Source organism: Candidatus Parakkermansia intestinigallinarum (assembly GCF_944389695.1).
In the GTDB taxonomy this organism is placed as follows: domain Bacteria; phylum Verrucomicrobiota; class Verrucomicrobiia; order Verrucomicrobiales; family Akkermansiaceae; genus Akkermansia; species Akkermansia intestinigallinarum.
This window is the reverse complement of sequence record NZ_CALXNG010000032.1, coordinates 1-22151: the sequence shown is the minus strand read 5'-3', so window position 1 is coordinate 22151 and position 22151 is coordinate 1. Positions and strand designations below refer to the sequence as shown.

Here is a 22151-nt window from a genome sequence, read left to right as displayed (position 1 = left end):
CAACCCGTCGCCACGCGTCCGCTGGGCATCCGCAAGGACGGCACCTGGTACACCTACGGCTGGGATCTCACGAAGAAAGCCCCCGACGGCCGTAAGGGGGATTGGACAAATGCGCAGCATTTGCCCGAAGGGCGAGGAGCCGTGAGGCGGCTCCGAGTCAACATCTGCGAGGTCTTCGGCTCGGACGGTTACATCAAGACGGCCTACACCTACACGCCCTACGGCTCCGTGACGGCCAACGGCAACGTCACCCAGCCCATCCAGTGGAGCAGTGAATACAACGACACTGAGCTCGGCCTGGTCTACTACAACTACCGCCACTACAATCCGGCGGATGGTAGATGGTCAAGCCGAGATAAAATGCAGGAGACCGAGAATAAGAACTTATATTTACTAGCAAATAATTTGCCTAGCCTTTATACAGATAAAATTGGGCTGGCTGTTACGTTAGAAGATTGCAATAGACTTAAAGCTAAAGTGGAAACAGGCAGCCATCGTCTATCCCGTCAAATAACCAAACTTGTCAAAGAATTGAAGAGGACCTGTGGTCTACCTCCTATCTTCTGTTTTGCCTGTCCCCCAAAGGGTCGTGGGACTTTAGGTAGTTTTTCTCCGAATAAAGACAGTAAGGGGAATTATCTTCGAACTGGACGACTGATATTCTATGTCAGTGGCATGACAAGTATTGAACATTTTATCGGTGTTATTCAACACGAATTAATTCATGCTGTTCAAAATTGCCGGACCAATAGAAACAAAGAAATAAAAAAACTAGGTTCTTGTAGAGCTTCCGTATATCGAGAAATAGTTGCCTACTTAGAGGGGGGGAACTGCCGACATGAAGCAAACGTGAGAGAATGCGTGATAAGGAGCGCTGCAAATTCAGCTTATTTTTACCATTGCAACAATGATTGGAGGAGAGCATATGAAATTGCAAAAGAAGGATATGAAAAAGTTCCGAAGAAGTACAATCCTTTCCGTTAATGTCGACATTAGATCCTTCGTTTTTATGTTAGCCCTGTTTTCATCCTGCAACAGCTATAACATGAAGAGTGAATACTGTTCCGATTTTTATAGAGAGGCAAACTATGACAAAATAGTACAGCTTAATAAAACGATCGTTACAGCTGCAACTCGGGTTGATGTATTGCTTCTTGATGAAAAGGGAGTATTCAAGACCTGGATTTTGTCTCAAGATGAAATAGATGAGTTAATAAATCATCTACCTAACTGCACTGTGCTTCATGGTCAAACATCAGGACTGCTCACCTGCGTATACGATGAGCGTACTAATGAGTTAGGGATTCTCCTTTCTACAAGAACTACTACAGGAACTACAAGAAAAATGGCTGTGACGCTTACAGAAAAATATATAATAGCAATCACGAAGAGTAGACCTCCTGATGAGGTAGAGGATTCGAGACACTTTGGAAGAGATTCCGGAGTTGACGAATGATTTTTTCAATGTCATTAATGCATACTGGCTCGAACCATTAAAGACTAAAATTAGGGCACTGCGTTTGTTCGCTGTGCCCTAATTCAAAAAGTAAAACTACGATGAACTTTTAGCGTATTGTAGTGTAGAGGTCAGGATAAAGTTTCTACTGCAACATCTATATTTTCGTCAGGTTTCTCCGCGTAATGAGTCCGTTATTTATGGACGATGTGCAAGGTATGTTTGGCATACTTGCAGCTGTAGGCATAGCGTTCGCACTGGGGGGGCTTGAAGAAACTGGGTGAGGACGCCGACGAACACCAAGAAGCAAAAAAAGACTTGTATGATTCTCTGAGTAAGGGCAATCTCAATAATGTAGAAAGCCAAGTGACGCGATATCAAGGAACAGGGAAAAAAGTACTAAAACAAAGCGCGAAATGCGCAGAGAAAGGGTCAAAACTCATCAAAAGATACCACTAATAGGAACAGATGAAACAGGGGAACTTAGAATTGACTCTCGGAGACAAGATGCTTGCCATTTTGTATTATGGCGCCTATGCTTGTGGTAACGTCGTGTCACTCTATTTGTATGTGCGTTATCGAACGATCATACAGACCCGCGCCGATTTTTATTATACCTTCATCTACTCGATGCCCCTGATCTTGATGTACCATATACCGGGCTATGATAAATTACCTCGGGTTTTCAAATACACGTTCAATGCTCTTACCTTACTGTATTTCACAGCTGGTGGTCTGAGTGTGGAGTATATTGGATCTGGTCAGGAAGATACCTATCAGGGGTACACCTATGTGGCGTGGTGCGTCTATATTGTGCTGCTTATAGCTTTATGTGCGGCCATCACGATCTACTACGTGCGTGAACCTGTCAAAGCTAAAACGACGGAGTCCGGAAGGATGTGAGGGCAGCGTTGCGGCAAGTGCCGAATAAAGGAGGATGGCTATTCCCTGCGTAACCTTCCGTAATCCGGCTCATCGCTCTGTGACACGAGGCGAGCATACAGATGCATATCTCGACACGCGAAGAAAGCAACAAGCGGCCCCATGCCGGCGTCGGAGAGTAAGAGCGGCATCGTCCTGCGGGGCATCTCGCCGGGCGGCTTGAAATCCTGCGCCAACTGACCCATCCATGCCCACCGCCGAACTTTCGGCGGTGGGCATTTGCCTTCCGTCGGAGTGTCTTCGGATGTACGAGCAGAGAAGAGAGCCCTGAGGGCTCCCGATGTCGCGAAAACCAAAGACCACGGCTTGACAAGCACGCAGGTTGTCGCTTATCTCAGCGAGAACAGCGCGGCTCGCGTGCAAAGCTCCATTATTCCTACGTCTGACTATACGGCTACTACACTAGTCGTGGATGGCTTCGTCACCACGCAGACCGACCATCAGGGCATCACCGGCACCTTCACCCGAGCCTACACCGCGACGGGCATCACGCAGACCGCCACGGACGGCCGCGGCAACACTAGGATCCCGGCCTAAGTTGCGGCCTTCGATGCACCACCCTCCGTGGCCGAACGTGGTGCCGCTAGGTTCCAGATGCATTGAAGGAGAAATGTACAAGCTCCCAAAGGGTTTAGCCCAACGGTTGAGTAAGCACCAACGGCTCAAAGCAGAATCAAGGTGTAGTCGGACGTCCCGCTACAGCGGCTGGCCCGAGACGGGTCAGCCGCTTTTTGGTGCGATCGAGCAAGCACGCGTGCGGCGACTTCCTCCGAAGCCCCTGAGCGCCGCATTTTGACACGCGGCCCAAGGTATGAGCATACAGATTCATACCGCGACACGCGAAGAAAGCAACAACCGAGCCATGCCGGCGCCGGAGAGTAAGACCAAGAGAGGCATCGTCCTGCGGGGCATCTCGCTGGGGTCGCTTGAAATCCTGCGCCAACTGGCCAATCCCCTGTCCACCGCCGAAAAGAGAAAAAACTCTCGGCGGTGGACATGCGCGTTCTGGCAGAGTTCCTCTGGGTGCATGGAGCCCCGATCGAGGAAGTCCTCGACACCGTCTACAACACCCCCACGCAGGTCGCCCGCAAAGCCGCCGCCTTCGCCCTGCAGATCAGCCCGGCAGAACTGCGCAGCATCACCGGAGCCCTGGCGGCAGACCGAGCCGCCATCCGGAGTGCCGGCGCAGAACCCCTGCCGGATGCCGACGCCCCTGCAAGCCCAAACGTGCCCCCCCCGCGCTCGTAGCCTCATGGGTATTCACCATCGCACGAGCAGAGAAGGGGAGCACGGCGGGCTTCCTCCCGATGTCGCGAAAACAAAAGGCTGCGGCTTGACAAGCACGCAGGACGTCGCCTATACTAACGATAACACCATGGCTCGACTGCACACCGAAACCATCCCCACCTCCACCCTCGCGGCAACCGCCCGGGTCGTGGATGGCTTCGTCTCCGCGCAGAGCGCTCATCGGGGCCGCCCCGAATCCGGCACCCGAGCCTACAGCGCCCTCGGCAAGGTCAAAGACATTATTCCGAGCAGGCTCCGTCTGCGCGGCTTTCGCTGCCAGCAAGGGGACACAGGCCCAGCCGGCTTCGCATCCGAATCGTATTCATGTCGGCCATAGGATGAGGCTTTTTTGACGAAGTTGAAACACGAATGAAAACGCATCTCCTGAAAATGATCGGCTTCTCGTTGTGCATCGGAGGCTTCTTGAGCAGTTGCATCCCCATGCAGACGTCGGAGGCGCAGCAAAATGCCGAGCGAAGGGAAGTGAGCCTGCCGAGCGAGCCTCAGATCTACGCGGCGCTGTACGACTGTCGCACGCGCACGACCGCACAGGGTGAGACTCATATCATGACCATGGATGAACAGCCGGATGTGCCGCGAGGCACCCGTTTGGCATTGACCAAATTGACCTACCGAGTCGTGCCGATGTGCCACGGGGGCAAGATCTGCCAACTGTTTGCCACGTTCAAAGCCCTCGATTCGGGAATCGTCTTTGAGGAGGGAGCCGCTTTTCCTTGGCCGCCTTCCGGCATGGAAGACGAGCAGAGCATTTACCGAGAATTCCAACTGCGCGTAGCCCCGAATTTTGTCCGGCTAGCAGCCCCGGCTCGGTCCCATGCGGCAAGGCCCGGAGCAGAAACCGTGAACCCCAAGCCCACATCAGCCCGATGAAGCCGACCCGTACTGCACTTCTTCTGGGTGTTAGCTTGCTCGGCGCGAGCCTGTTTCCATCCTGCGACTCCGTTCGCGAGCAACGGCTCTTTTATGCCGTGGCGGCCGGTGACTCCGAGCAGTTGAGCCGGCTGCTCGACGAAGGCGCGGACGTCAATGCAGCATACGCCTACCGCGACTACACCCCGCTGCACTTGGCGGTTTGGGCAGGCGACGCGGGCCTCGCTCGCCTGCTCATCGAGAGGGGGGCGGACGTGAACGCCCGAAGCTCTTGTGACGAGACGCCGCTCTTTCGCGCCCGAAATGCTGACGTCGCCCGCCTGCTCATCGAGAAGGGCGCCGATGTCCGCGCCGAGACGGAATCCGGCAGAACCGCTCTCCATTCCGCCATGAGCGCCGACGTTGCCCGCCTGCTCATCGAGCACGGGGCGGACGTGAATGCGGCGGATCAGAACGGCAGAACCCCGCTGCATCAGGCCAACGGCGCCGCTCCGGCACGCCTGCTCATCGAGCGGGGAGCGCGAGTCAATGCGGCAGATCGGGAGGGCCGCACACCGCTGCACACGGCTTGGAATGCCGATATCGCCCGCCTGCTCATCAGCAAGGGCGCCGATGTCCGTGCGCGCGACAAGCGCGGCAAGACGCCCCTGCACGTGATTCGCAACGCCGAGGTCGCTCGCCTGCTCATCGCCAAGGGGGCAGAGGTCAATGCCAAGAGCGACGTCGGCCTGACGCCGCTGCACGAGACGGGCTTCAGTTGGGGCGAAGCCGCCACGGCCCGCTTGCTCATCGAACAAGGCGCGGAGGTGCAGGCCCGGAGTGAGGACGGACGCAGCCCGCTGCACGAGGCGGCCTACTACGGCAACATCGACGTCGCCCGCGTGCTCCTCCGGCATGGAGCCGATGTGCATGCAAGAGATCGGCAAGGCGAGACTCCGTTGGATCTGGCTGTCCGCCGAGGCAAAACCGAGGTCGCTCGCTTGCTCATCGAACAAGGCGCGGCAGGCTCTCCTTCTCGGGCGACTCATGAATGAGCATGTCGAATCGTCTCAGCTGATACACGCAGCAAGGCGGGAGCAAAGCCTTGCGATAGACGCCTTCGGCCAATTTCTCCTTCTCAATCTTCACCATGTTATATTTCAACAACATACCGATGTTCCCGCGGCGCGGCTCGCGCACCGGGCTCCTGCCTTGCGCCGGCCGGCTGGCCGCCTGCCTGCTGGCGGGCTTGCTGCTGAGCTCCTGCGGCTGGGCGAGCAGCGCGGAGGACCCCTCCGAGGGCCTGATCCTGCACGGCTTTGCCACCCGCAACGGCGGGAGCCGCGGCTATGCCATTGAGCTCGACGGCCCCGATCGCTACGCCCGCGCTCTGGACCGCGTTCTGCAGCTCGCCTCCGCGCCCGCCGCAGCGCCTGAGCCCGACACCCGCACCGCGGAGCAGAAGGCAGAAGACGAGGCATACGGCAACATCGCCAACAAGAGCTCCCTTGCCGAAGTGGACGCTCTGCTTCGCTCCGTGGCCGATGTGAACGCCGTCTACCGCGATGGGAGTACGCCGCTGCATCGCGCCGCCCGGAGCGCGAGCCCCGACGTCGTGCGCCTGCTCATCGACCGGGGCGCCCACGTGAACGCCGTTGACAGGGCAGGGGCCACGCCCCTGCATGAGGCCGCGGCATATGATTGGGCCACGGAAGGCGGAAGGGGCGACGTCGTGCGCCTGCTCCTCGACCGGGGCGCCCGCGTGAACGCCGTTGACAGGGCTGGGGCCACGCCGCTGCATCGCGCCGCACAGAGCGCGAGCGTCGACGTCATGTGTCTGCTCATCGCCAAGGGCGCCCGCGTGAACGCCACCGATAAGGACGGCGTCACGCCCCTCTACACGGTCGTGGATGAGGAGCGGCCCGAGGCTGTGCGCGCGCTGCTGGAGCGGGGTGCGGACGCGAACATCGGGGACGGGGACGGCATCACCCCGCTGCTCGTCGCGGTGGGGCTGGGGAATGAGCCTCTGGCGAAACTCCTCTTGCAGCACGGCGCGCGCGTCAATGCCGCGCATGAGAGAAAATGGACGCCCCTGCACGTGGCGGCGTACAACGGCCGCCTCGGCCTCATCCCCCTGCTCCTCTCCGCCGGTGCCGATCCCGACGCTAAAACGGTCGACGGCAAGACGCCGTTGGATTTAGCGGAGGCCGTGGCTGAAAACGATGCCCTGCCCGGCGCCACCCGCCAACTCGCCGCATCATGCGCGAAGCTGTTGCGCGAAGCCATGGCCGAGCGGAAGAGATAGCAATGTTTCTGCCATATGGACAGCCATACGGAAACAGGAAGCTCGGCACTAGTCTTTTTGATGACAAGATTCCTAAGCTGCGCGCCTACAGCCCCCTGCCGCGACACGCGAAGAAAGCAACAAGCGGCCCCATGCCGGAGCCGGAGAGTAAGACTAGGAGCGGCATCGTCCTGCGGATCATCTCGCCGAGCGGCTTGACATCCTGCGCTAACTGACCCATCCATGCCCACTGCCGTGCTTTCGGCGGTGGGCATCTGCCTTCCGGCGGAGCTTCTTCGGATGTACGAGCCGGAGGAAGAGAACCGAGCCGGGCTCCCTCCCGATGACGAGAAACAAAAGCCGTCGGCTTGACAAGCACGCAGGACGTCGCTTATACTAACGATAGCAGCATGACTCGCCTGTACAGCAAAGCCATCCCCACCTCCGATCTCGCGCCCGCCGCAGGCATCACGCAGACGGCCACGGACGGCTGCAGCAACACCGCGACCACGCACACTGCCTCCGTCTATGCTGCGCCCTCCGCCGACACCAACGCTCAGAGCAAAACCGCCTGCTGTCAATACGAGCGCCGAAGCCGCAAGGTCGCCGAATGGGGCACCGCCACCCCAAGCCCCCGAAGCTATGATAAGCAAGCGGGGAATATCACCTTCGCATTCGACCTAAATCTGCAATCCTTTTATTGATGAGAGATATGAAAGTACATATATTCTACAAAGCCGTGTTTTATGTAGCCTTTGTGACTGCGGTGATGAGTTGTGCGTCCTTTTTCGCCTCTCATCTCGAAGCGCTACCGTCATACCTGAGACCCTGGATCTCGGCGGGGCTTGCCATCGGACTGTGTTTCTTAACCGTACACCTTTTCAACAAGTGGAAGGCGGCTGAAATGCAACGCCGACAACGGCTGGCTCAACTTAGACGCGGGGAAACGGTTTCGGACCCGCCGGCGATCTCTTCCCGGCTCTCTGCGGTAGTGGAAGTTCTGAGTGTTTTGTTCTTTCTCGCCTTGTACTTCATGATAGGATAATCCAAGAGCTTTCCACGCGAGCGTTGCTGCAACTGATGGATAGATACGGGAGACGAGCGCGTCGCATGATAAGCTGCCCTGCCGACGCATATGATGCAAGCGGCCCCGTGAAGCGACAGCCCACAGCCCCCCTGCCCTTGACTCATCCGCCGCATCCCGCGCGGATGGGGTGTGCCGTCGCCGACCTGCGCCGCCACGCGCCTCCGAGTCAAAGCCCCCGAAGGCTTGTAGGGAGATGGGACAAATGCGCAGCGTTTGCCCCGCAGGGGCGAGCTGCCGATGGGGCGGCAGCGAGCTCGGCCTCGTTTACGACAACGACCGCCACGACAACCCGGCGGCCGAGATCAGTTAAAGTTTCCTGAAAGTTCCCAAAAATGCTAATGAGCCGTATAGCAAGTATAACGCTGAGTTTGATAGGCTCTGCGGGGCGTGCACAAAAGGTTATTAAATAATTTGTATACAACAAAACAGGAATTAAAGGTCGCAAGGAAATGAAAATATATTACAGTTCTTTTATCATAAGCCTATTGCTGTTGATTCCCATATGCGTATGTTCGAGTTGTTCTTGTAAAAAGGATGGACAGTTATGCACGCAAGAAACAGATTGCGAGTTTTACATGCGTTCTAGTGAGGGCGTTCGCTACCCTATGGTTGCAAAGCCGAATAAAAGAGAGGAGTTGCGAGCCAAGTTGCGACAGCTGAATACGATCGAGGAAGAGGCCGCTTCAAAGCTTCCGCCGGGCAGTACCGTCAGCTTCCTCCCGGGCTATTCTTATGTCTTCGTATGGGTGGAGTCCACTTCCCCCTTGCGTGAACATGATTTTATGGTTAGGAGGCGTACGCTCGGAGGATATACTGTTTTTTGTTTTGATGCAGAGGATTACTTTGAAACACGCTCGTGGGAGGAAGTAGAACGTGCACTCAAGGGTGATTATGAAATCGAAATGGACGGCATCACCGGACGGCTTGAAGATAACATGCCGAACATGTGAAGGATATTGACACTTGTCCTCATATACCGGCAGAAATGCCGGGAATGGCAGACCGTCAGAGCCATTCATGAAGTCTTGCCTTTGGGGAAAATTGATTGGAATGACGACAGGACGAGTCTTGCACGCCACGGGTTCAGTTGTTGCCGTAATCATATTTGAACAAGATGGATCATCAAAATCGTATAGACTGGAAAACACTGGGATTTGGAGCCGCGATATTGGATACAAATGAAGACAAAAGGATACTATCATTACAGGTCGCTTCTACCTGCGATGAAGTAGGTGAATTGTCCTACTATTTCAAGGCAGGTAGAGGTGAAGGAAGAATTGGCAAGGATGAAATCCGGATCGTTCGGACGGAGCGATTCACTTGTCTCATCCGTTTTCAGGAGGATGAATATTGCATTTGCAAATTAAGCGATGCCCTGATACGCCTATCCTACAAGGAGAACCGACGCATCGACTTCTCTCTTCCGAAATACATAGCTTCCCGATTAGTACGGAAAGCGCGAGTATTCGATAATCTAAACCGTCCGTTTGATGTAGATATTTCCGGAAACCACACCCTAGTCTCTTTTTTGCGAGGTTTTCTGTCGCTCATAACCTTGGGAATCATAAGCCCACCGCGAAAAAAAAGCATTATACCTCCTTTGTTTGAGGCCGATGAGGAGATGGAAAAGGCTCTTGTATTGGGCCTTGTTGCCATTCAGATGATTTATTGTCCTTTCGATTATGAAGACTGGGCATAATACGAAGTATGCAGCTTCCTCAATTTAGGACACAGTACCGGAGTTGTCCTCCATGTTTAAAGATCCGGATGAGTGTGTAATATAACCGAGCACAGCCATCCAAATGGAGAATGGGGCATGGTCAGACCTGTTGGTTCGTCGCAGGCAGATTGGCATCCTGCACCAACCCGTTCATACTCTGCCCGCCGCCGAGCTTTCGGCGGCGGGTCTTTGACTTCCGGCGGAGCGCCGCACGGTGCACGGGCAAAGGAGCGGAGATCTGCGGGCTCCCTCCCGATGACGTGAAAACAAAAGACGGCGTCTTGACATGCGCGGAGCGCGTCGCTTATACTAACGATAACACCATGACCCGCCTGCACAGCGAAAGCATCCCCGGCTCCATCCTCGCGCCCGCCGCTTGGGTCGCGGAGGGCTTCGGCACCGCGCAGGCCGATCATCAGGGCATTACCGAATCCCTCACCCGAGCCTACGCCGCCAACGGCAAGGCCGCCCAAGGCCACCGAAGGCGCGGAGGGGGATGGGACAAAGACGCAGCATATGCCCAGCAGGGGCGAGCCGCCAAGAGGGCGGCGGTGCGTTCCTCCGTCCGGAATCGGCCCCAAAGCCCGTTTCACGCAGTCGACAGCCGGAGACGGCAGAAGCTCAAGATTCTCCGCGTCATAGAAACTCACCCCTGAGCGACACCATGCGACATATCTATCAAGCAGCAGCCCTGATCGCCATCAGTTCCGTGACCCTGACCGCCTGCGGCGAGCGCACGGAACAGAAGTCCTTTCCCCTCTCCGAGTGCCGAGACAAACTTTTGGCAGACATCGGGAAAAATTACCCGAATGCCCGAGTCATCTACGAAGTGTTTGAGGACCACACCAACACGGAGGGGCCCGTCAAGATCCACGACGAGGTGGCGCGCGTGCGGTTCACCATCGTCGACCCGGAGTACCCGAAAGAGCAGCGGCACTCTCTCATCGTCTCCGGCTTCCCGGATCTGCGAGCGGCAGAGCTTGGGGAAGAGACAATTCAGGTTCAGTATCCGGTCGAGTGGGCACTGAGTCGTCTGAAGGACAAGGGCGGCAGATCCGTCGCGCCGAACGAGGTGCGCAGCTATTGGACGAAATGCTTTTTCGCGCCGGACTACGGCAGTATCTACAATGTGAAAGGGCTGGAACTCATCGGCGGAGAAAGCTATGCCTTGATTGAGCGCTGTTCGGCGAGTCCGGAACAGCTCATTCCCGAGGCAGAGGCAGGAAATGCGCAAGCTCAGTATCAGCTGGGGCAGATCTATGAAAAGGGACTGGTGATGGAGGAGAAATCCCCGAAGCTGGCCGCTCAGTGGTACCGTATGGCAGCAGAACAAGGAATGCCCGAGGCTCAGTACAACTTGGGCGTCCTCTATGCGGCCGGCATTGACGGCCCTCCCGATAAGGAACAAGCGTTGCACTGGTTGCAACAGGCCGAGCAGCAAGGGATTCATCAGGCGACCGAACAAATCAAAAAGCTGCGCTCCCCCGCCGAACAGCAAAAATAGTCTCGAGAACGCGGGCGGCTTCGGGGTTCTTTCATCGACTACCCAACTGACTAAGAGTCTACGGATGCAGCAGAAGATCATGCCATGCGGATATGAAGCGAAGGGCGAGCACCGTCTCATCCTCTCGTTTGGGAAGATGCTGCGGGCATGTGCGCCGGGAGTGGTTGGGCTAACGCTGCTGGCATGCGAGCAACCGGAGGAGAAAGCGCTCTTCCGGGCGGCTTGAGTCCTGCGCCAACTGACCCATCCATGCCCACCGCCGAAAGCTCCTACGGTGCGTATTATTTTGACGCAATGCGGTGCCGGTTTAAGCTTAAGACATTTCCGCTTGTTATAAAACACCGGATGAGAAATGAATATCAATAAACCTGAATTCAAACACTCATTGTTCGCTCCGCCTCGAGCCGAAAATTCCCCTGACACATGTGCAAGATAAGATTTGGGTTAAGGTAAAACTAACGATTTTTTGATTGATGTGCCTCTTTTATCTTGACGACGCATTCTTTATCTGATAGAGTTCCTTCATCGGACCTATGTCCTTTTAATCATTTAACCTATGAAGATCAAGTATACAGTTCTCGCTTTGTTAGCAGCCTGCGGAATGAACGATTCGGCAGAAGCTCAGGACGTCAATTTGACCAATGGTAACATTTATGTTAAGGATGGCGAGCATCGCTCATTGGGCTCCGCTCACATCTTTATTGACCGGACGGGAGACACGAGAAACCAGAATTGCCCGACGGATAATTTTGAACGCCCCTGGGATTGGGGGACGGGCATCCTGGTGTGGAGATCATCCTTCCTGTCCGTTGACGGAGACGTCGACATTACGGTGAGACCGGCGGATTGGCCGGGAAGCAAGATAGAGCAGGAGCGACGCGGCATAGAGCTGAATGGAGGCGGTTCCATTGACGTGAAAGGAAAAACCACAATTACCGTAGACAACTATATCCACACAGACGAGTATCCGCCTGAGGGTGATCGGGAGGACTACGGGCTGGACTCTCAGAAGGGCTTCGAAGCGATGGGCGCAGACTCCGATTCCTATTTGCGCGGCGGATTGGATATTACGATGCTCAATGGTAACCGATCGATAGGTATTTACGCATATGATCAGGCGAAACTCACGGTGACGGGCGGTACCAAGATCGTAGTCAAGGATGCGGCGTACTACACTTGGGGTATCAGCAATTTTTACAGCGATCAGGCATACAGCTACAATTACGGGCAGGAAGATGCGAGGCTGAGCTTCGATAATCTGGATATTACGGTGCAAGGCGGCAATAATGCCATCGGCATTATTTTGCGTGATTACAGGAAAAATGCCGACGGAGAAGATAGCATCACCGTTACCGGCCATACCAAGATTGATGCATCCGGAGCGACAGAGTACACGGATCGGGGGCAGTATCAAAAATTTCCCGAACGCGTTTCGAATTACGGTATTTTTCTCTTTAACACGGCAGGTGCAACATTCAACACGGCCGAGATTACCACGGATGCAACTCAAGTTGCCGGGACTGAGGCCATTGGTACGTATGTCTTTTACTCCAATGCCACGTTCCAAGGTGATGTGAAGTATGTATCGAAAGCGCAGAGTAAGGAGTATGAGATCGGAGCGTTGGCGCGCTACGGAAGCTTGCTTGATTATCAGAAAGGAATGGTGTCGGAAGCAGCGGTTGTTCTCAATGCGATGTCAGACTCAACCATCACGGTTAATTCATCAGAGGATCCGAATGCTCTGGTGCAGCTGACCGGAGACATTGTTGTCGGCAAGACTCAGGCTGCAGCCGTTCACCCCGTTGAAGGGAGTCCCGGAGTGGACGAATGGGAGGAAGGTGACTTGAATCCGAGCGGAACCGTAACGGTCAATTTGCTCAACGCTCAGAGCAGTTTCACCGGAGTCTGCGAGTTGGCCGGTGAGGGGTGTCGGGTAGATCTGAACTTCCGAAACGGGGCGCGGTGGAATATGACGACAAGCTCTTTGGTTTCCAATCTTCAAGTGGCCGAGAATGCCGAGGTGAACATGACCTACGGTCGAGATCAACAGACCGATTCCGGGGCTTTTGTTCCTCGCACGCTCACTGCCGATACATTGAGCGGAGAGAACGGCATCTTCCGCATGCAAGCGGATATTGCTGCTGATCAGGCAGACCAACTGCACGTGCTGGGCGAAGCTGCGGGCAACCATCAGCTTGCCGTGAGTCACACGGGAGCAGAGCCTACACGAAACTTTATGAATACCTACTTGGTGCGCCAAGAGCAGGGTGCGGCTACATTCAGTCTCGTGGGAACTGCCGTGGATGCCGGTGTTTACAAATATGGTTTGCAGAGCCGCACGGATGGAGCAGCAACGGAATGGTACCTGGTGCGTCAGAACGAAGAACTGACCCCGACGGCTGAGGCCGTACTGGGCATTTCGGGTACGATCTCCTCCTATGCCATGATGACGGCTCGCTTGTCCAGCATACGTGAGCGTATAGGAGAAGTGAGACGCGATCCGGTTGCTGCAGTCATGGCCCAGTATGGCGTTAGCGGTAAACCCGCTGCGGAGAACGAGATCCTCTACAACGGGCTCTGGTGTCGGACCTTTGCCGGACGCAATGAATTAGTCGGCATGGCCGGCGGCGAATTTGAGCAGGATTTCTTCGGCACGGAAGTCGGCTACGATCGTCTCTTTGCACAGGATGCTTCTCACTACGTGCTCATCGGCGGCCGTTTGCAGTATAGCTCAGCCAATCAAAGCCTGTGCGGTGCTCAGCGCAGTGCGGGAGATGTCGATAGCTATGGCGTAGCAGCCTATGCCTCTTGGTATGACGACAAGGGCTGGTACACTGATACGGTTCTCTCATGGGATTGGAGCGACCAAAGCTTATCCGCAGCCATGAGTGACGGCACACCCGTGACGGCCTCCTATGATTTAAATACCGTAGGTATAAGCCAGGAGGTCGGCAGAATGTTCCGCCTGAGCCATCAGACCTTTCTCGAGACTCAGGGACAGCTCGCTTACTACAGGATTCAAGGTGCGGATTACGTCACCTCCAATGGCATGGTCGTCCGGCAGGGGGATATGAACGCATTGCTAGGCCGCGTGGGGCTCGTCTTGGGCAAACGCTGGGATATGGGACGTGATCGTTTCCTTCAGCCCTATGTCAAGGCGGGTGTGAATTACGAATTCCTCGGCGATCGCAAGGTCTCGGTGAACGGCCGGCCTTTCCGTGATGACGTGCGCGGTCTGCGCGCTTATTACGGTGTGGGTGCCGACTGGCAGCTCAACCGACGCGTCCGTTTCTACGGCGAATTTGAACGTGAGGAGGGTGACTACGTGTCAACTCCGTGGAGCGTGAATGTCGGTGTGAGGATCGCTTTCTGAGCTTAGTGTCCGTCTATCTCCTTCATCAGGGGGCACCCGATGGGGGAGATAGACGGCAGCTCGGAGCGGATTGACGCCACTTCGGGAACAGAGCGGGTTCTGAAGGCTTTTCCGGTTCGTTTTTTGCCCATAGTTAGAGCACGCAGCCGCCTTCCTCATGTCGCCCATGTCGGCTTTGATGTTGCGAGGCGTTGACAAGGGGCGCAGGCCTCAGATATTCAACATAGACCAAGGGAGCCGATATACCTCGGAGAGCCGGCAGGCCAGGATGCTCGAAGAGGGTATTCTCATCGGCTCGACGGCAACGCGGCCAGCGAGCGCATGCAACGCAGAACCATCAAAGCCCACGGATGTACACAGAGGCCGCAGGTATGGCCCTCGAGCCCCATTTCTTGAGGGTCTTTTACGCTGCGGAGCGGCACTCGCCGCTGCGCTCCTACGCTCCAACTTCCCTCAATAAAGGGCTTGCACTGCATCGTCCGGCATGATACAAGACAGTCACGCGCCCACCCGTGCGCGGGGGTAAAAAACGCCTTCCGGTGAGTCGAAAAAGGGGTGCCGGCTTATAAGATACCATCAACTCGAACTACTAAAATGAACATTAAAAGATATATCGCATGCCATACTCTATTTGCCTTATGCGCCCCGGCCTTTTCTGCTCCGACTTTGGATGTGACCCATTGTGAGGTGTCACAGGAGGGATACGTCTATATCGAGGCCTCCATCCGCAATGAATCAGATCAGCCAATCAGCATCAGAGAGTGCAATGTCGGGTCTTTTGCTCAGTATTCGTACAGCATCATTTCACCCGATGCCGGAGAAAAACTGCATTTGAGCCGCTTCCCGATCAGTGGCACGTTGCCGGGCTCCATCCTTCTGGCTCCCGGCTCGTCGGAACGAGTTCACCTCTGCTTCGTTGCGGTGCACGCTTCTCCCGGAGAGTATCGGGTGATCTTACGCTCGGATGACGGGCAGTTGCAATCCGAGCCTTTTGTGATCAAGATCGAAAGGGAGTACCGAAACGAGGATCCGGAAAAGCGTCTTCCGTAGCAACACGGTGACTGTATGCACGTAGCCTCTTGACGCGCGGCCCAAGCTGCGCGCCTCCGGCTCCCTACCGCGACACGCGAAGAAAGCGGCGCCATGCCGGCGCCGGAGAGTTATGAGCGGCATCGTCCTGAGGAGCGCCTTCGAGTGCACGGGCATAAGGGTGAGCGAAGAGCGACTTTCCCCCGAATCCTGCACGCGCTAACGAAAGCCGCTTGACAAGCCGCCCTGCCGACGCGTATGATACCGGCAGCCCCGTGAACCGACTGCACACAGCCCCCCTGCCCTTGACTCATCCGCCGCACCCCGCTCGGATCGGGCGTGCCGTTGCCGCCCTGCGCCGCCTCGCGGCTCCGAGTCAAAGCCCCCGAAGGCTTGTAGGGCGATTGGACAAACGCGCAGCGTTTGCCCGCAGGGGCGAGGGCGCAATGGGGTGCGCCCGAGTCACCCTATTTCTGAGACTAAACACCATGGATTGCATATTCTTTCTCAAAAACAAAAACGAGCTCAATATCAGTTTGAGCATGAATACCTGCGCTCAGCTGAAGCAGGACATGGAAAAGCAGAAGCGATACGTAAAGGGCAACGGGGAACGCCCGAGGCACATCGGCATCAAGGGCCCTCTGTGCATCACCGCCAAGGACTCGCTGGGGCCAGATGTGTGGTCCTTTTTTGCCAAACTCAAGGAAAGGTATTTGTTTTATTATAACCGAGCGTACAAGGAAGATACCGTCCGAATGGAGAAATTAACCGTCCGGCAGGCGGAAGAGCCGAAGTGGTCACGCTGGGGCAACAGCATCGAGCTCGATTTATCTCCTCATGATTGGGCTTGTTTCTGCGACGCGCTGGACCGCTTCGTCAATGGTTACTGGTACTTCCAAGTGGGGTTATCGCTCGATTCCTTGGTGGTATCATTCTCGGTGCATGAATTGGATTCAGATCCCTGGAACATGTGTATCGACGGTATGATCAACTGATTCAGAATATTTAATCTGCCATTGCATCCCCGTCGTCTCGAGGATATGTCTGCGGGACAGACTCAGGGTGTGGGCACACACTCGGCGACGAAGAGGTATCATGTTGCACAAAATTCCACCCGCCCCTCCGCATGTCTCTGTGCGTAGCATTTTGACACGCGGCTCAAGCTGTGCGCCTACAGATTCAAACCGCGGCACGCGAAGAAAGCGGCCCCATGCCGGCACCGGAGAGTAAGACCAAGAGCGCGGCATCGTCCTGAGGAGCGCCTTCGGGTGCACGGGCATAAGGGTGAGCGAAGAGCGACTTTCCCCCGAATCCTGTACGCGCTAACGAAAGCCGCTTGACAAGCCGCCCCGCCGGCGCGTATGATACCGGCAGCCCGTGAGCCGACTGCCCTCAGCCCCCCAGCCCTTGACTCATCCGCCGCACCCCGCTCGGATCGGGCGTGCCGTTGCCGCCCTGCGCCGCCTCATGGCTCCGAGTCAAAGCCCCCGAAGGCTTGTAGGGGGATTGGACAAAGGCGCAGCGTTTGCCCCGCAGGGGCGAGCTGGCGATGGGGCGGCAGCGAGTCCCTCCATCCGGTGGAGCAGTGAATACAACGATACCGAGCTCGGCCCGGTCTACGACAACGACCGCCATTACAACCCGGCGGACGGGAGATGGACGGCAAGGGGAGAATGATGCTATAGGACTTTGTACATGTTTTTTTGGTTATGGCTTAGCCGGGATGACAATATGCACAACATAAAATTTATGAAGATCCGTTTTATTCTTTTATTGGGAACCGTCGCATTGATCATGATATTGATTTCGATCATCTTTTTATTAGTGATGAGTTTGCCTACGGTTTTGACATTTATCCCGGAGCATATTGAACATGGCAGCCGGACAGAGATGCTTCATTTTTTTGATGGGCAGATTAACGCTATTTCCGATGCAGTTTTGCGTTATCTGGCCTATATGGTGATAGCTTTGATATTTCAGACTTTTCTTTTATTTTCCGTGATCATGAAATTGAGATTCACTGAGTTTAAATAAAAACAAGATGATGAAAACAAGATTATTGCTCATTCCGCTGAGCCTGTTTCTGTGTGTACCCTCGTGCCAGACGGAGCAGAAAGCGATCCCCGCGGAGTTTAGGGATTCTCAGGGGAATCCCATGCCGGCGCTTCTGGTAGGGGACGCAGAGTCCGGTTGGTGTCGAAGGTTGAATCCCACCGCGCTGCCCGTAAAAACGGAGAGGTTACAGGACAAGAAATATCGCGAAGAGTGTCGAGATTATGTGCGGTACATGATCAAACGCGGCGATTTGAGAGACGTTAACGGATTCCCGAATCCGTCCCTGCTTCTTCTGAGTGTTGTCGGCGGCGATGAGGAACAGGTCAGGTATCTCGTCAATCACGGCTTTGATGTCAATGTGGAAGAAAGGACATGGGATTTCATCCACGATCCCCGTCCGAAGCGAACCGCCTTGCACGTGGCCGTGCAGTCGAATCAACCCGAGATGGTTGCACTCTTGTTGTCCTTGGGCGCTAATCCCAAATTGAAGGCCTGCGGGCCGCTGTATCCTTTTTCATGGAAGAAGTATACGGCTATTGAGATGGCAGAAAACATGGGGCACCATGAGTGTTGGTACGTTCTTCGCTACAACGTGCACAATCTGAAAGAGTTTCCCTGCCCACCCTTTGCCATTTTGAGCGCCGATCTTCATCCCGGCCACGATGACTGACGCGACGGGCGACTCCGGTGCCGTCTGCTCCGATGGACAGGCGTCACCAGAGGGTTCGCAGTATATGCGACGCGAGGAGTAACAATGCTCTGCGGCTATAGGGGGGGGACGAAGCTAGGCGGACGGCGATGCCGAGGAAACAAAAGACAGCGGCTTGACAAGCACGTAGGTTGTCGCTTATACTAACGATAACACCATGGCCCGACTGCACAGCGAAACCATCCCCACCTCCACCCTCGCGGCAACCGCTCGGGTCGCGGATAGCTTCGTCACCACGCACACCGACCTCGCCGAGCGCACCATCAGCAGCACCGCCCGCCGGGGCAGCGTGAAGAACGACACCTTCACGCACAACGACCGCAGTGAAAGCGCCCGACAAAGCCCCCGAAGACTTGTAGGGGGATTGGACAAACGCGCAGCGTTTGCCCCGCAGGGGCGAGGGCGCAATGGGGTGGCGGCGAGGCAACCCCGCATGGGGCGCCTGCGTCAGCAGGCGGTAAGGGCGATTGGACAAACGCGCAGCGTTTGCCCCGAAGGGGCGAGCTACCGATGGAGCGGCAGCGAGTCACCCCATCCGGTGGAGCAGCGAATACAACGACAGCGAGCTCGGCCCGGTCTACTACAACTACCGTCATTACAACCCGGCGGATGGGAGGTGGTCGGGTAGATTACGCCCCGATTGGGAAGAATGAAGCCGACATGCCTTGCCGCGGCACGACGATATGCGAAGAAGCGACTTCTTATCCTTATAGCATAGGTGTAAAGGAGGATGAAGTATTTCGATCGCCGCGTGCCGATTACTGGAACGGCAAGTGCATTCGAATGGATAGCTTTTATGTTAAGAAGAAATAATTTTATGTCACGACTCAAAACATTCCTGCTGCTCGCCGGGGGGCTGATAGTGCTTCTGGGAGCCGTATGCTGGTACCAATTTTCCCGGGATCGCTACATTGTGCGCCTCTACGATGCGGAGGATCGGTACGTTGCTAAAATGTCCTACAGCCTGGATGACTATTACCGTGAACATCAGATCGCGCCGTGGCTCAGGTGGTATTGGACTGTCGATGCAAACACGGCATACGCCGAATGGATCTATGCCGCTCAGGACACCCCGATCGCGATGAAACTTCTCGGCAAGTGGGATTGGAAATTCCTCTACCGCGCGTGTTGCGGAGAATGGGTCTTGAAACAGGGGCAGCTCAGGCATTGTATGGGCTTTCTCCCGCCGGCCGGGGTGTACGTCGTCGGCGGGGAAATCGAGCTTCGGGAGAATAACTGGGCCCGTTTGGTGGGTAGAGATCAGGAGATTCTCAAGGCGAAGGACGGGCTGGATCCCCGGCACTTGCAGGAGTCGGACTTTGAACCCTACCTCCGTGTGACTGTTCCTGACCACTCGACCACCCCGGCCATCATCGTTCTGCCCTTCGGTACGTATCTGTTCCGCGGCGGGTACGTGGAGCCTGTGACCGGTCTACACAGGCAGTGGGAGTATCGCCTCTCGGTCTACAAGGAAGGCGAGGAGCCGACGGAACCGTAAATGAGCTGATGAACTCTCATCTTGATACCACGCATATGAATACCTCTTCTCCTGCCCCGGACGCAGCCCAGGACGGCACTTGCGGCGGCTGCTCGCATACAGGCTTCCTGAAAAGGTTGCCGAACATCTTGCCGGCGGCTTTGAAGTTCCTGATGGTGGCTTTGCTGTCCCTCATCGAGTTGGTGTTGAGCCTCATCTTTCTGAGGGCCGTTCTCGATATTCTGCATCCCAAATTCGGCTTAGAGATTCCCCGCGCGGTTGATATGCTCTACAGTCTGGGGATGATGCTGCTCCGGGTCTATGCCTTGCTGATTCTGCTGTCGATCTTGCGGCGGCTGCTCCCGTTGTCGAAGTATGGACTGCTGATTCTGGGCCTTCTCTGCCTGGGGGCGGATCTGCTTGCTCTGGGCATGCAGTTCACGAGTTACGGCGGCACGACGGTGGAGCTGCGAAGTCTCCATGATGCCGAGTTCGGCTCCTATGAGCTTCCCCTGTCCGTCCAGGTCTTCCCTCTGGTGGTGATGGGGCTGGACTGTCTGCTGCGCTATGTCTGCTGCCTGCGCTTCGGCAGTGCTGTCTATCTGCTGTCTCTTTGGAGAAGTGTGCGGGAGGGCTGGCGAGGGGTTGCGGTATTCGTGCCGGCTGTGGCTGTTTATTGGGGCATTTTTGCGCTGTATCTTTCCTATATCCTCAACCTGCGATAAGCGACGGGCTCCATCATCGAGCTGTAGCATCGAGCGCCTCAAGCTCATTGTATGCGTCGTCACGAAACAGTCCGAAATCTGGAAGTTGCGCTTTTCCGCCGAAGAGGAAAAGTCAACCTCTCGAAACATACATTTTACTATGCATATACATTTCAACAGGAAAACCATCATCGTAAGCGCTTGTATCTTGTTGGGCGGCGCCGTGATAGGCGGATATGCCGTGACAAGATGCTCGAATAAAGAGGATATATATTATGTCTGCCCGTATACAGGCCGCACGCCCCTGTTGGAGGCCATAGAAGAAGGCAATGAAGACGAGGCCATCCGGTTAATCGAAGCCGGATCAGACATTCATCATATTGATTCCTGGGGCTCAAATGCCATATGCAGAGCCACGAGCCAGGGGTTAATTCGAGTGGTGAGAAAGCTTATCAGCGAAGGAGCAGATGTGAATAGCTGCACTTACCTGATAGGTTATACACCTTTACACGAGGCTGCTGAACTGGGAAACAAAGAGTTGATTGTATTGCTTTTGCAGAACGGAGCCAACCCTAAGGTCCGTTGCAATGATGGAAACCCGAGTTTGGGAGCCGAGGATGGAGGAGACGAGACCCCTGCTGATGTGGCACTCAGATGTCATCATCCGGAAGCGTACCAAATATTAAAGCAAGCAGAGAGCACTTGCGAGCCACCTCAGGATGACGGCATGTGAACTGCGTTGAAAGGTTCACGGGGGACAGTGCGAGGAAAGCGGGGTCTTGCTGAAGACCAAGAGCGGCAGCGCCCTGCGGGGCCTCTCACCGGGCGGCTTGACATCCTGCGACAACTGACCCGGCCATGCCCACCGCCGGAAGCTCGGCGGTGGGCATTTGCCTTCCGTCGGAGCGTCTTCGGGTCCACGAGCAGAGAAGAGAGCACTACGGGCTCCGTATTGCGTCAAAAAGAAAACGCACCGAAAGGCTCGAGCGTAGAGGCTGAGACGCCAAGGAGCTCGAGCCTTTCGTCATCCGGAGAGATAGAGTTGTGATTTTTCCAAGCTCCAAGCCGGTCCGACAGGCTTGCTTTGAGGAGTTTGGCGCGGGGATAACCCTGCATGGCCGGGATTTCACGGAGCAACTCGAGCATGGGAGGAGTGAGAATTTTGCGACGTCCGCGGGGTTTGCATCTTCTCTTCTCGGGCGCATGGTTAAGCACTCGGATAACGTGCTTTCTCGACTTATACCAACGTAACGCATGAAATCATCCATGATGTCGCTCTTGGCTTTCCTGCTGCGTTTCTCCCCCATACCGCTTCCGACAGCCGACAACGAAGTGCTTTTTCTCTTCTCCTCTCATAAACGGGCATGTCATCATGATGGTGACTTTTCATTTGAAGCAAGCTTCAAATGCCGTTGCGGCGTTTCTCTCCCGAGAGCTCCTTCGGTGCGTTTTATTTTGACGCAATGCGCTCAATTGGATGACAATGAAAAAAATTGACATAATCATTGCTATTTGGTATCATAACCCTATGATTAGGCCACGTTCTACTGCTTTTCTCTGCGTTTCTTGCATTATAGTTGGGTCAAGCGCAAAGTGTGTGGAAACCGCATATCAGACCACCGAGTGAGCCACCGCTGCACTCCACGAGCACGCG

27 protein-coding genes are annotated in these 22151 nt (G+C 55.5%); 26 read left to right on the top strand and 1 reads right to left on the bottom strand.

What is annotated here, in order from left to right; translation table 11 throughout:
* From AC6UAL_RS08310 to AC6UAL_RS08190, 25 genes are all read left to right on the top strand, one after another.
* The coding region (locus AC6UAL_RS08310) for an RHS repeat domain-containing protein (protein ID WP_500682914.1) at positions 1 to 984 on the top strand (984 nt) is incomplete at its 5' end.
* Positions 985 to 1045: 61 nt separating this feature from the next.
* Entirely contained in the window at positions 1046 to 1456 is a 411-nt protein-coding gene (locus tag AC6UAL_RS08305; RefSeq protein WP_500682913.1) for a hypothetical protein, read from the top strand.
* Positions 1457 to 1924: 468 nt separating this feature from the next.
* Positions 1925 to 2359 carry a hypothetical protein gene (locus AC6UAL_RS08300; RefSeq protein ID WP_500682912.1) on the top strand — a complete coding sequence of 145 codons (435 nt, stop codon included), beginning with the start codon at positions 1925 to 1927 and terminating at the stop codon, positions 2357 to 2359.
* Positions 2360 to 2755: 396 nt separating this feature from the next.
* Positions 2756 to 2935: a hypothetical protein gene (locus tag AC6UAL_RS08295; protein WP_500682911.1), complete on the top strand. Its 180-nt coding sequence runs from the start codon at positions 2756 to 2758 to the stop codon at positions 2933 to 2935.
* Between the two features lie 453 nt (positions 2936 to 3388).
* The gene (locus AC6UAL_RS08290; protein WP_500682910.1) at positions 3389 to 3646 is read left to right on the top strand and encodes a hypothetical protein; all 258 of its coding nucleotides are present in this window, start codon (positions 3389 to 3391) and stop codon (positions 3644 to 3646) included.
* Between the two features lie 408 nt (positions 3647 to 4054).
* Complete coding sequence (locus AC6UAL_RS08285; RefSeq protein WP_500682909.1) at positions 4055 to 4576, top strand: hypothetical protein; 522 nt, start codon at positions 4055 to 4057, stop codon at positions 4574 to 4576.
* Positions 4573 to 5610 carry an ankyrin repeat domain-containing protein gene (locus AC6UAL_RS08280; RefSeq protein ID WP_500682908.1) on the top strand — a complete coding sequence of 346 codons (1038 nt, stop codon included), beginning with the start codon at positions 4573 to 4575 and terminating at the stop codon, positions 5608 to 5610. The genes AC6UAL_RS08285 and AC6UAL_RS08280 overlap by 4 nt, the downstream gene beginning before the upstream one ends.
* Positions 5611 to 5705: 95 nt before the next feature.
* Positions 5706 to 6860, top strand: a complete 1155-nt coding sequence (locus AC6UAL_RS08275; protein ID WP_500682907.1) for an ankyrin repeat domain-containing protein — start codon at positions 5706 to 5708, stop codon at positions 6858 to 6860.
* A gap of 222 nt (positions 6861 to 7082) precedes the next feature.
* A complete protein-coding gene (locus tag AC6UAL_RS08270; RefSeq protein ID WP_500682906.1) occupies positions 7083 to 7211 on the top strand; it encodes a hypothetical protein in 129 nt (42 codons plus the stop codon).
* A gap of 38 nt (positions 7212 to 7249) precedes the next feature.
* Complete coding sequence (locus tag AC6UAL_RS08265) at positions 7250 to 7543, top strand: hypothetical protein (RefSeq protein ID WP_500682905.1); 294 nt, start codon at positions 7250 to 7252, stop codon at positions 7541 to 7543.
* Between the two features lie 8 nt (positions 7544 to 7551).
* Positions 7552 to 7884: a hypothetical protein gene (locus tag AC6UAL_RS08260; RefSeq protein ID WP_500682904.1), complete on the top strand. Its 333-nt coding sequence runs from the start codon at positions 7552 to 7554 to the stop codon at positions 7882 to 7884.
* A 647-nt stretch (positions 7885 to 8531) separates the two neighbouring features.
* Positions 8532 to 8876 (top strand): immunoglobulin domain-containing protein, encoded by a 345-nt coding sequence (locus AC6UAL_RS08255; protein ID WP_500682903.1) that lies wholly within the window; start codon positions 8532 to 8534, stop codon positions 8874 to 8876.
* A gap of 164 nt (positions 8877 to 9040) precedes the next feature.
* Positions 9041 to 9625, top strand: coding sequence for a hypothetical protein (locus AC6UAL_RS08250; RefSeq protein ID WP_500682902.1), 585 nt, complete (start codon positions 9041 to 9043; stop codon positions 9623 to 9625).
* A gap of 344 nt (positions 9626 to 9969) precedes the next feature.
* Positions 9970 to 10302: a hypothetical protein gene (locus AC6UAL_RS08245; RefSeq protein ID WP_500682901.1), complete on the top strand. Its 333-nt coding sequence runs from the start codon at positions 9970 to 9972 to the stop codon at positions 10300 to 10302.
* A gap of 8 nt (positions 10303 to 10310) precedes the next feature.
* On the top strand, positions 10311 to 11150 hold the full coding sequence (locus AC6UAL_RS08240) for a tetratricopeptide repeat protein (RefSeq protein ID WP_500682900.1): 840 nt from the start codon (positions 10311 to 10313) through the stop codon (positions 11148 to 11150).
* A gap of 556 nt (positions 11151 to 11706) precedes the next feature.
* Entirely contained in the window at positions 11707 to 14523 is a 2817-nt protein-coding gene (locus AC6UAL_RS08235; RefSeq protein WP_500682899.1) for an autotransporter outer membrane beta-barrel domain-containing protein, read from the top strand.
* A gap of 594 nt (positions 14524 to 15117) precedes the next feature.
* Positions 15118 to 15573 carry a hypothetical protein gene (locus tag AC6UAL_RS08230; protein ID WP_500682898.1) on the top strand — a complete coding sequence of 152 codons (456 nt, stop codon included), beginning with the start codon at positions 15118 to 15120 and terminating at the stop codon, positions 15571 to 15573.
* Between the two features lie 467 nt (positions 15574 to 16040).
* Complete coding sequence (locus tag AC6UAL_RS08225) at positions 16041 to 16547, top strand: hypothetical protein (protein WP_500682897.1); 507 nt, start codon at positions 16041 to 16043, stop codon at positions 16545 to 16547.
* Positions 16548 to 16929: 382 nt separating this feature from the next.
* The gene (locus tag AC6UAL_RS08220; protein WP_500682896.1) at positions 16930 to 17229 is read left to right on the top strand and encodes a hypothetical protein; all 300 of its coding nucleotides are present in this window, start codon (positions 16930 to 16932) and stop codon (positions 17227 to 17229) included.
* A gap of 72 nt (positions 17230 to 17301) precedes the next feature.
* Positions 17302 to 17586: a hypothetical protein gene (locus tag AC6UAL_RS08215; RefSeq protein ID WP_500682895.1), complete on the top strand. Its 285-nt coding sequence runs from the start codon at positions 17302 to 17304 to the stop codon at positions 17584 to 17586.
* A 7-nt stretch (positions 17587 to 17593) separates the two neighbouring features.
* The gene (locus tag AC6UAL_RS08210) at positions 17594 to 18277 is read left to right on the top strand and encodes an ankyrin repeat domain-containing protein (RefSeq protein WP_500682894.1); all 684 of its coding nucleotides are present in this window, start codon (positions 17594 to 17596) and stop codon (positions 18275 to 18277) included.
* Positions 18278 to 18473: 196 nt separating this feature from the next.
* A complete protein-coding gene (locus AC6UAL_RS08205; RefSeq protein ID WP_500682893.1) occupies positions 18474 to 18944 on the top strand; it encodes a hypothetical protein in 471 nt (156 codons plus the stop codon).
* Positions 18945 to 19133: 189 nt separating this feature from the next.
* A complete protein-coding gene (locus AC6UAL_RS08200; RefSeq protein WP_500682892.1) occupies positions 19134 to 19814 on the top strand; it encodes a hypothetical protein in 681 nt (226 codons plus the stop codon).
* 35 nt (positions 19815 to 19849) lie between these two features.
* On the top strand, positions 19850 to 20518 hold the full coding sequence (locus tag AC6UAL_RS08195) for a hypothetical protein (RefSeq protein WP_500682891.1): 669 nt from the start codon (positions 19850 to 19852) through the stop codon (positions 20516 to 20518).
* Positions 20519 to 20657: 139 nt separating this feature from the next.
* Complete coding sequence (locus AC6UAL_RS08190; protein WP_500682890.1) at positions 20658 to 21230, top strand: ankyrin repeat domain-containing protein; 573 nt, start codon at positions 20658 to 20660, stop codon at positions 21228 to 21230.
* A gap of 224 nt (positions 21231 to 21454) precedes the next feature.
* Here AC6UAL_RS08190 and AC6UAL_RS08185 read toward each other — a convergent pair whose 3' ends face one another.
* Positions 21455 to 21643: a hypothetical protein gene (locus AC6UAL_RS08185; RefSeq protein ID WP_500682889.1), complete on the bottom strand. Its 189-nt coding sequence runs from the start codon at positions 21641 to 21643 to the stop codon at positions 21455 to 21457.
* Between the two features lie 108 nt (positions 21644 to 21751).
* Between AC6UAL_RS08185 and AC6UAL_RS08180 the strand changes: the two genes are divergently transcribed.
* Positions 21752 to 21994 (top strand): hypothetical protein, encoded by a 243-nt coding sequence (locus AC6UAL_RS08180; protein WP_500682888.1) that lies wholly within the window; start codon positions 21752 to 21754, stop codon positions 21992 to 21994.
* Positions 21995 to 22151 lie beyond the last annotated feature (157 nt).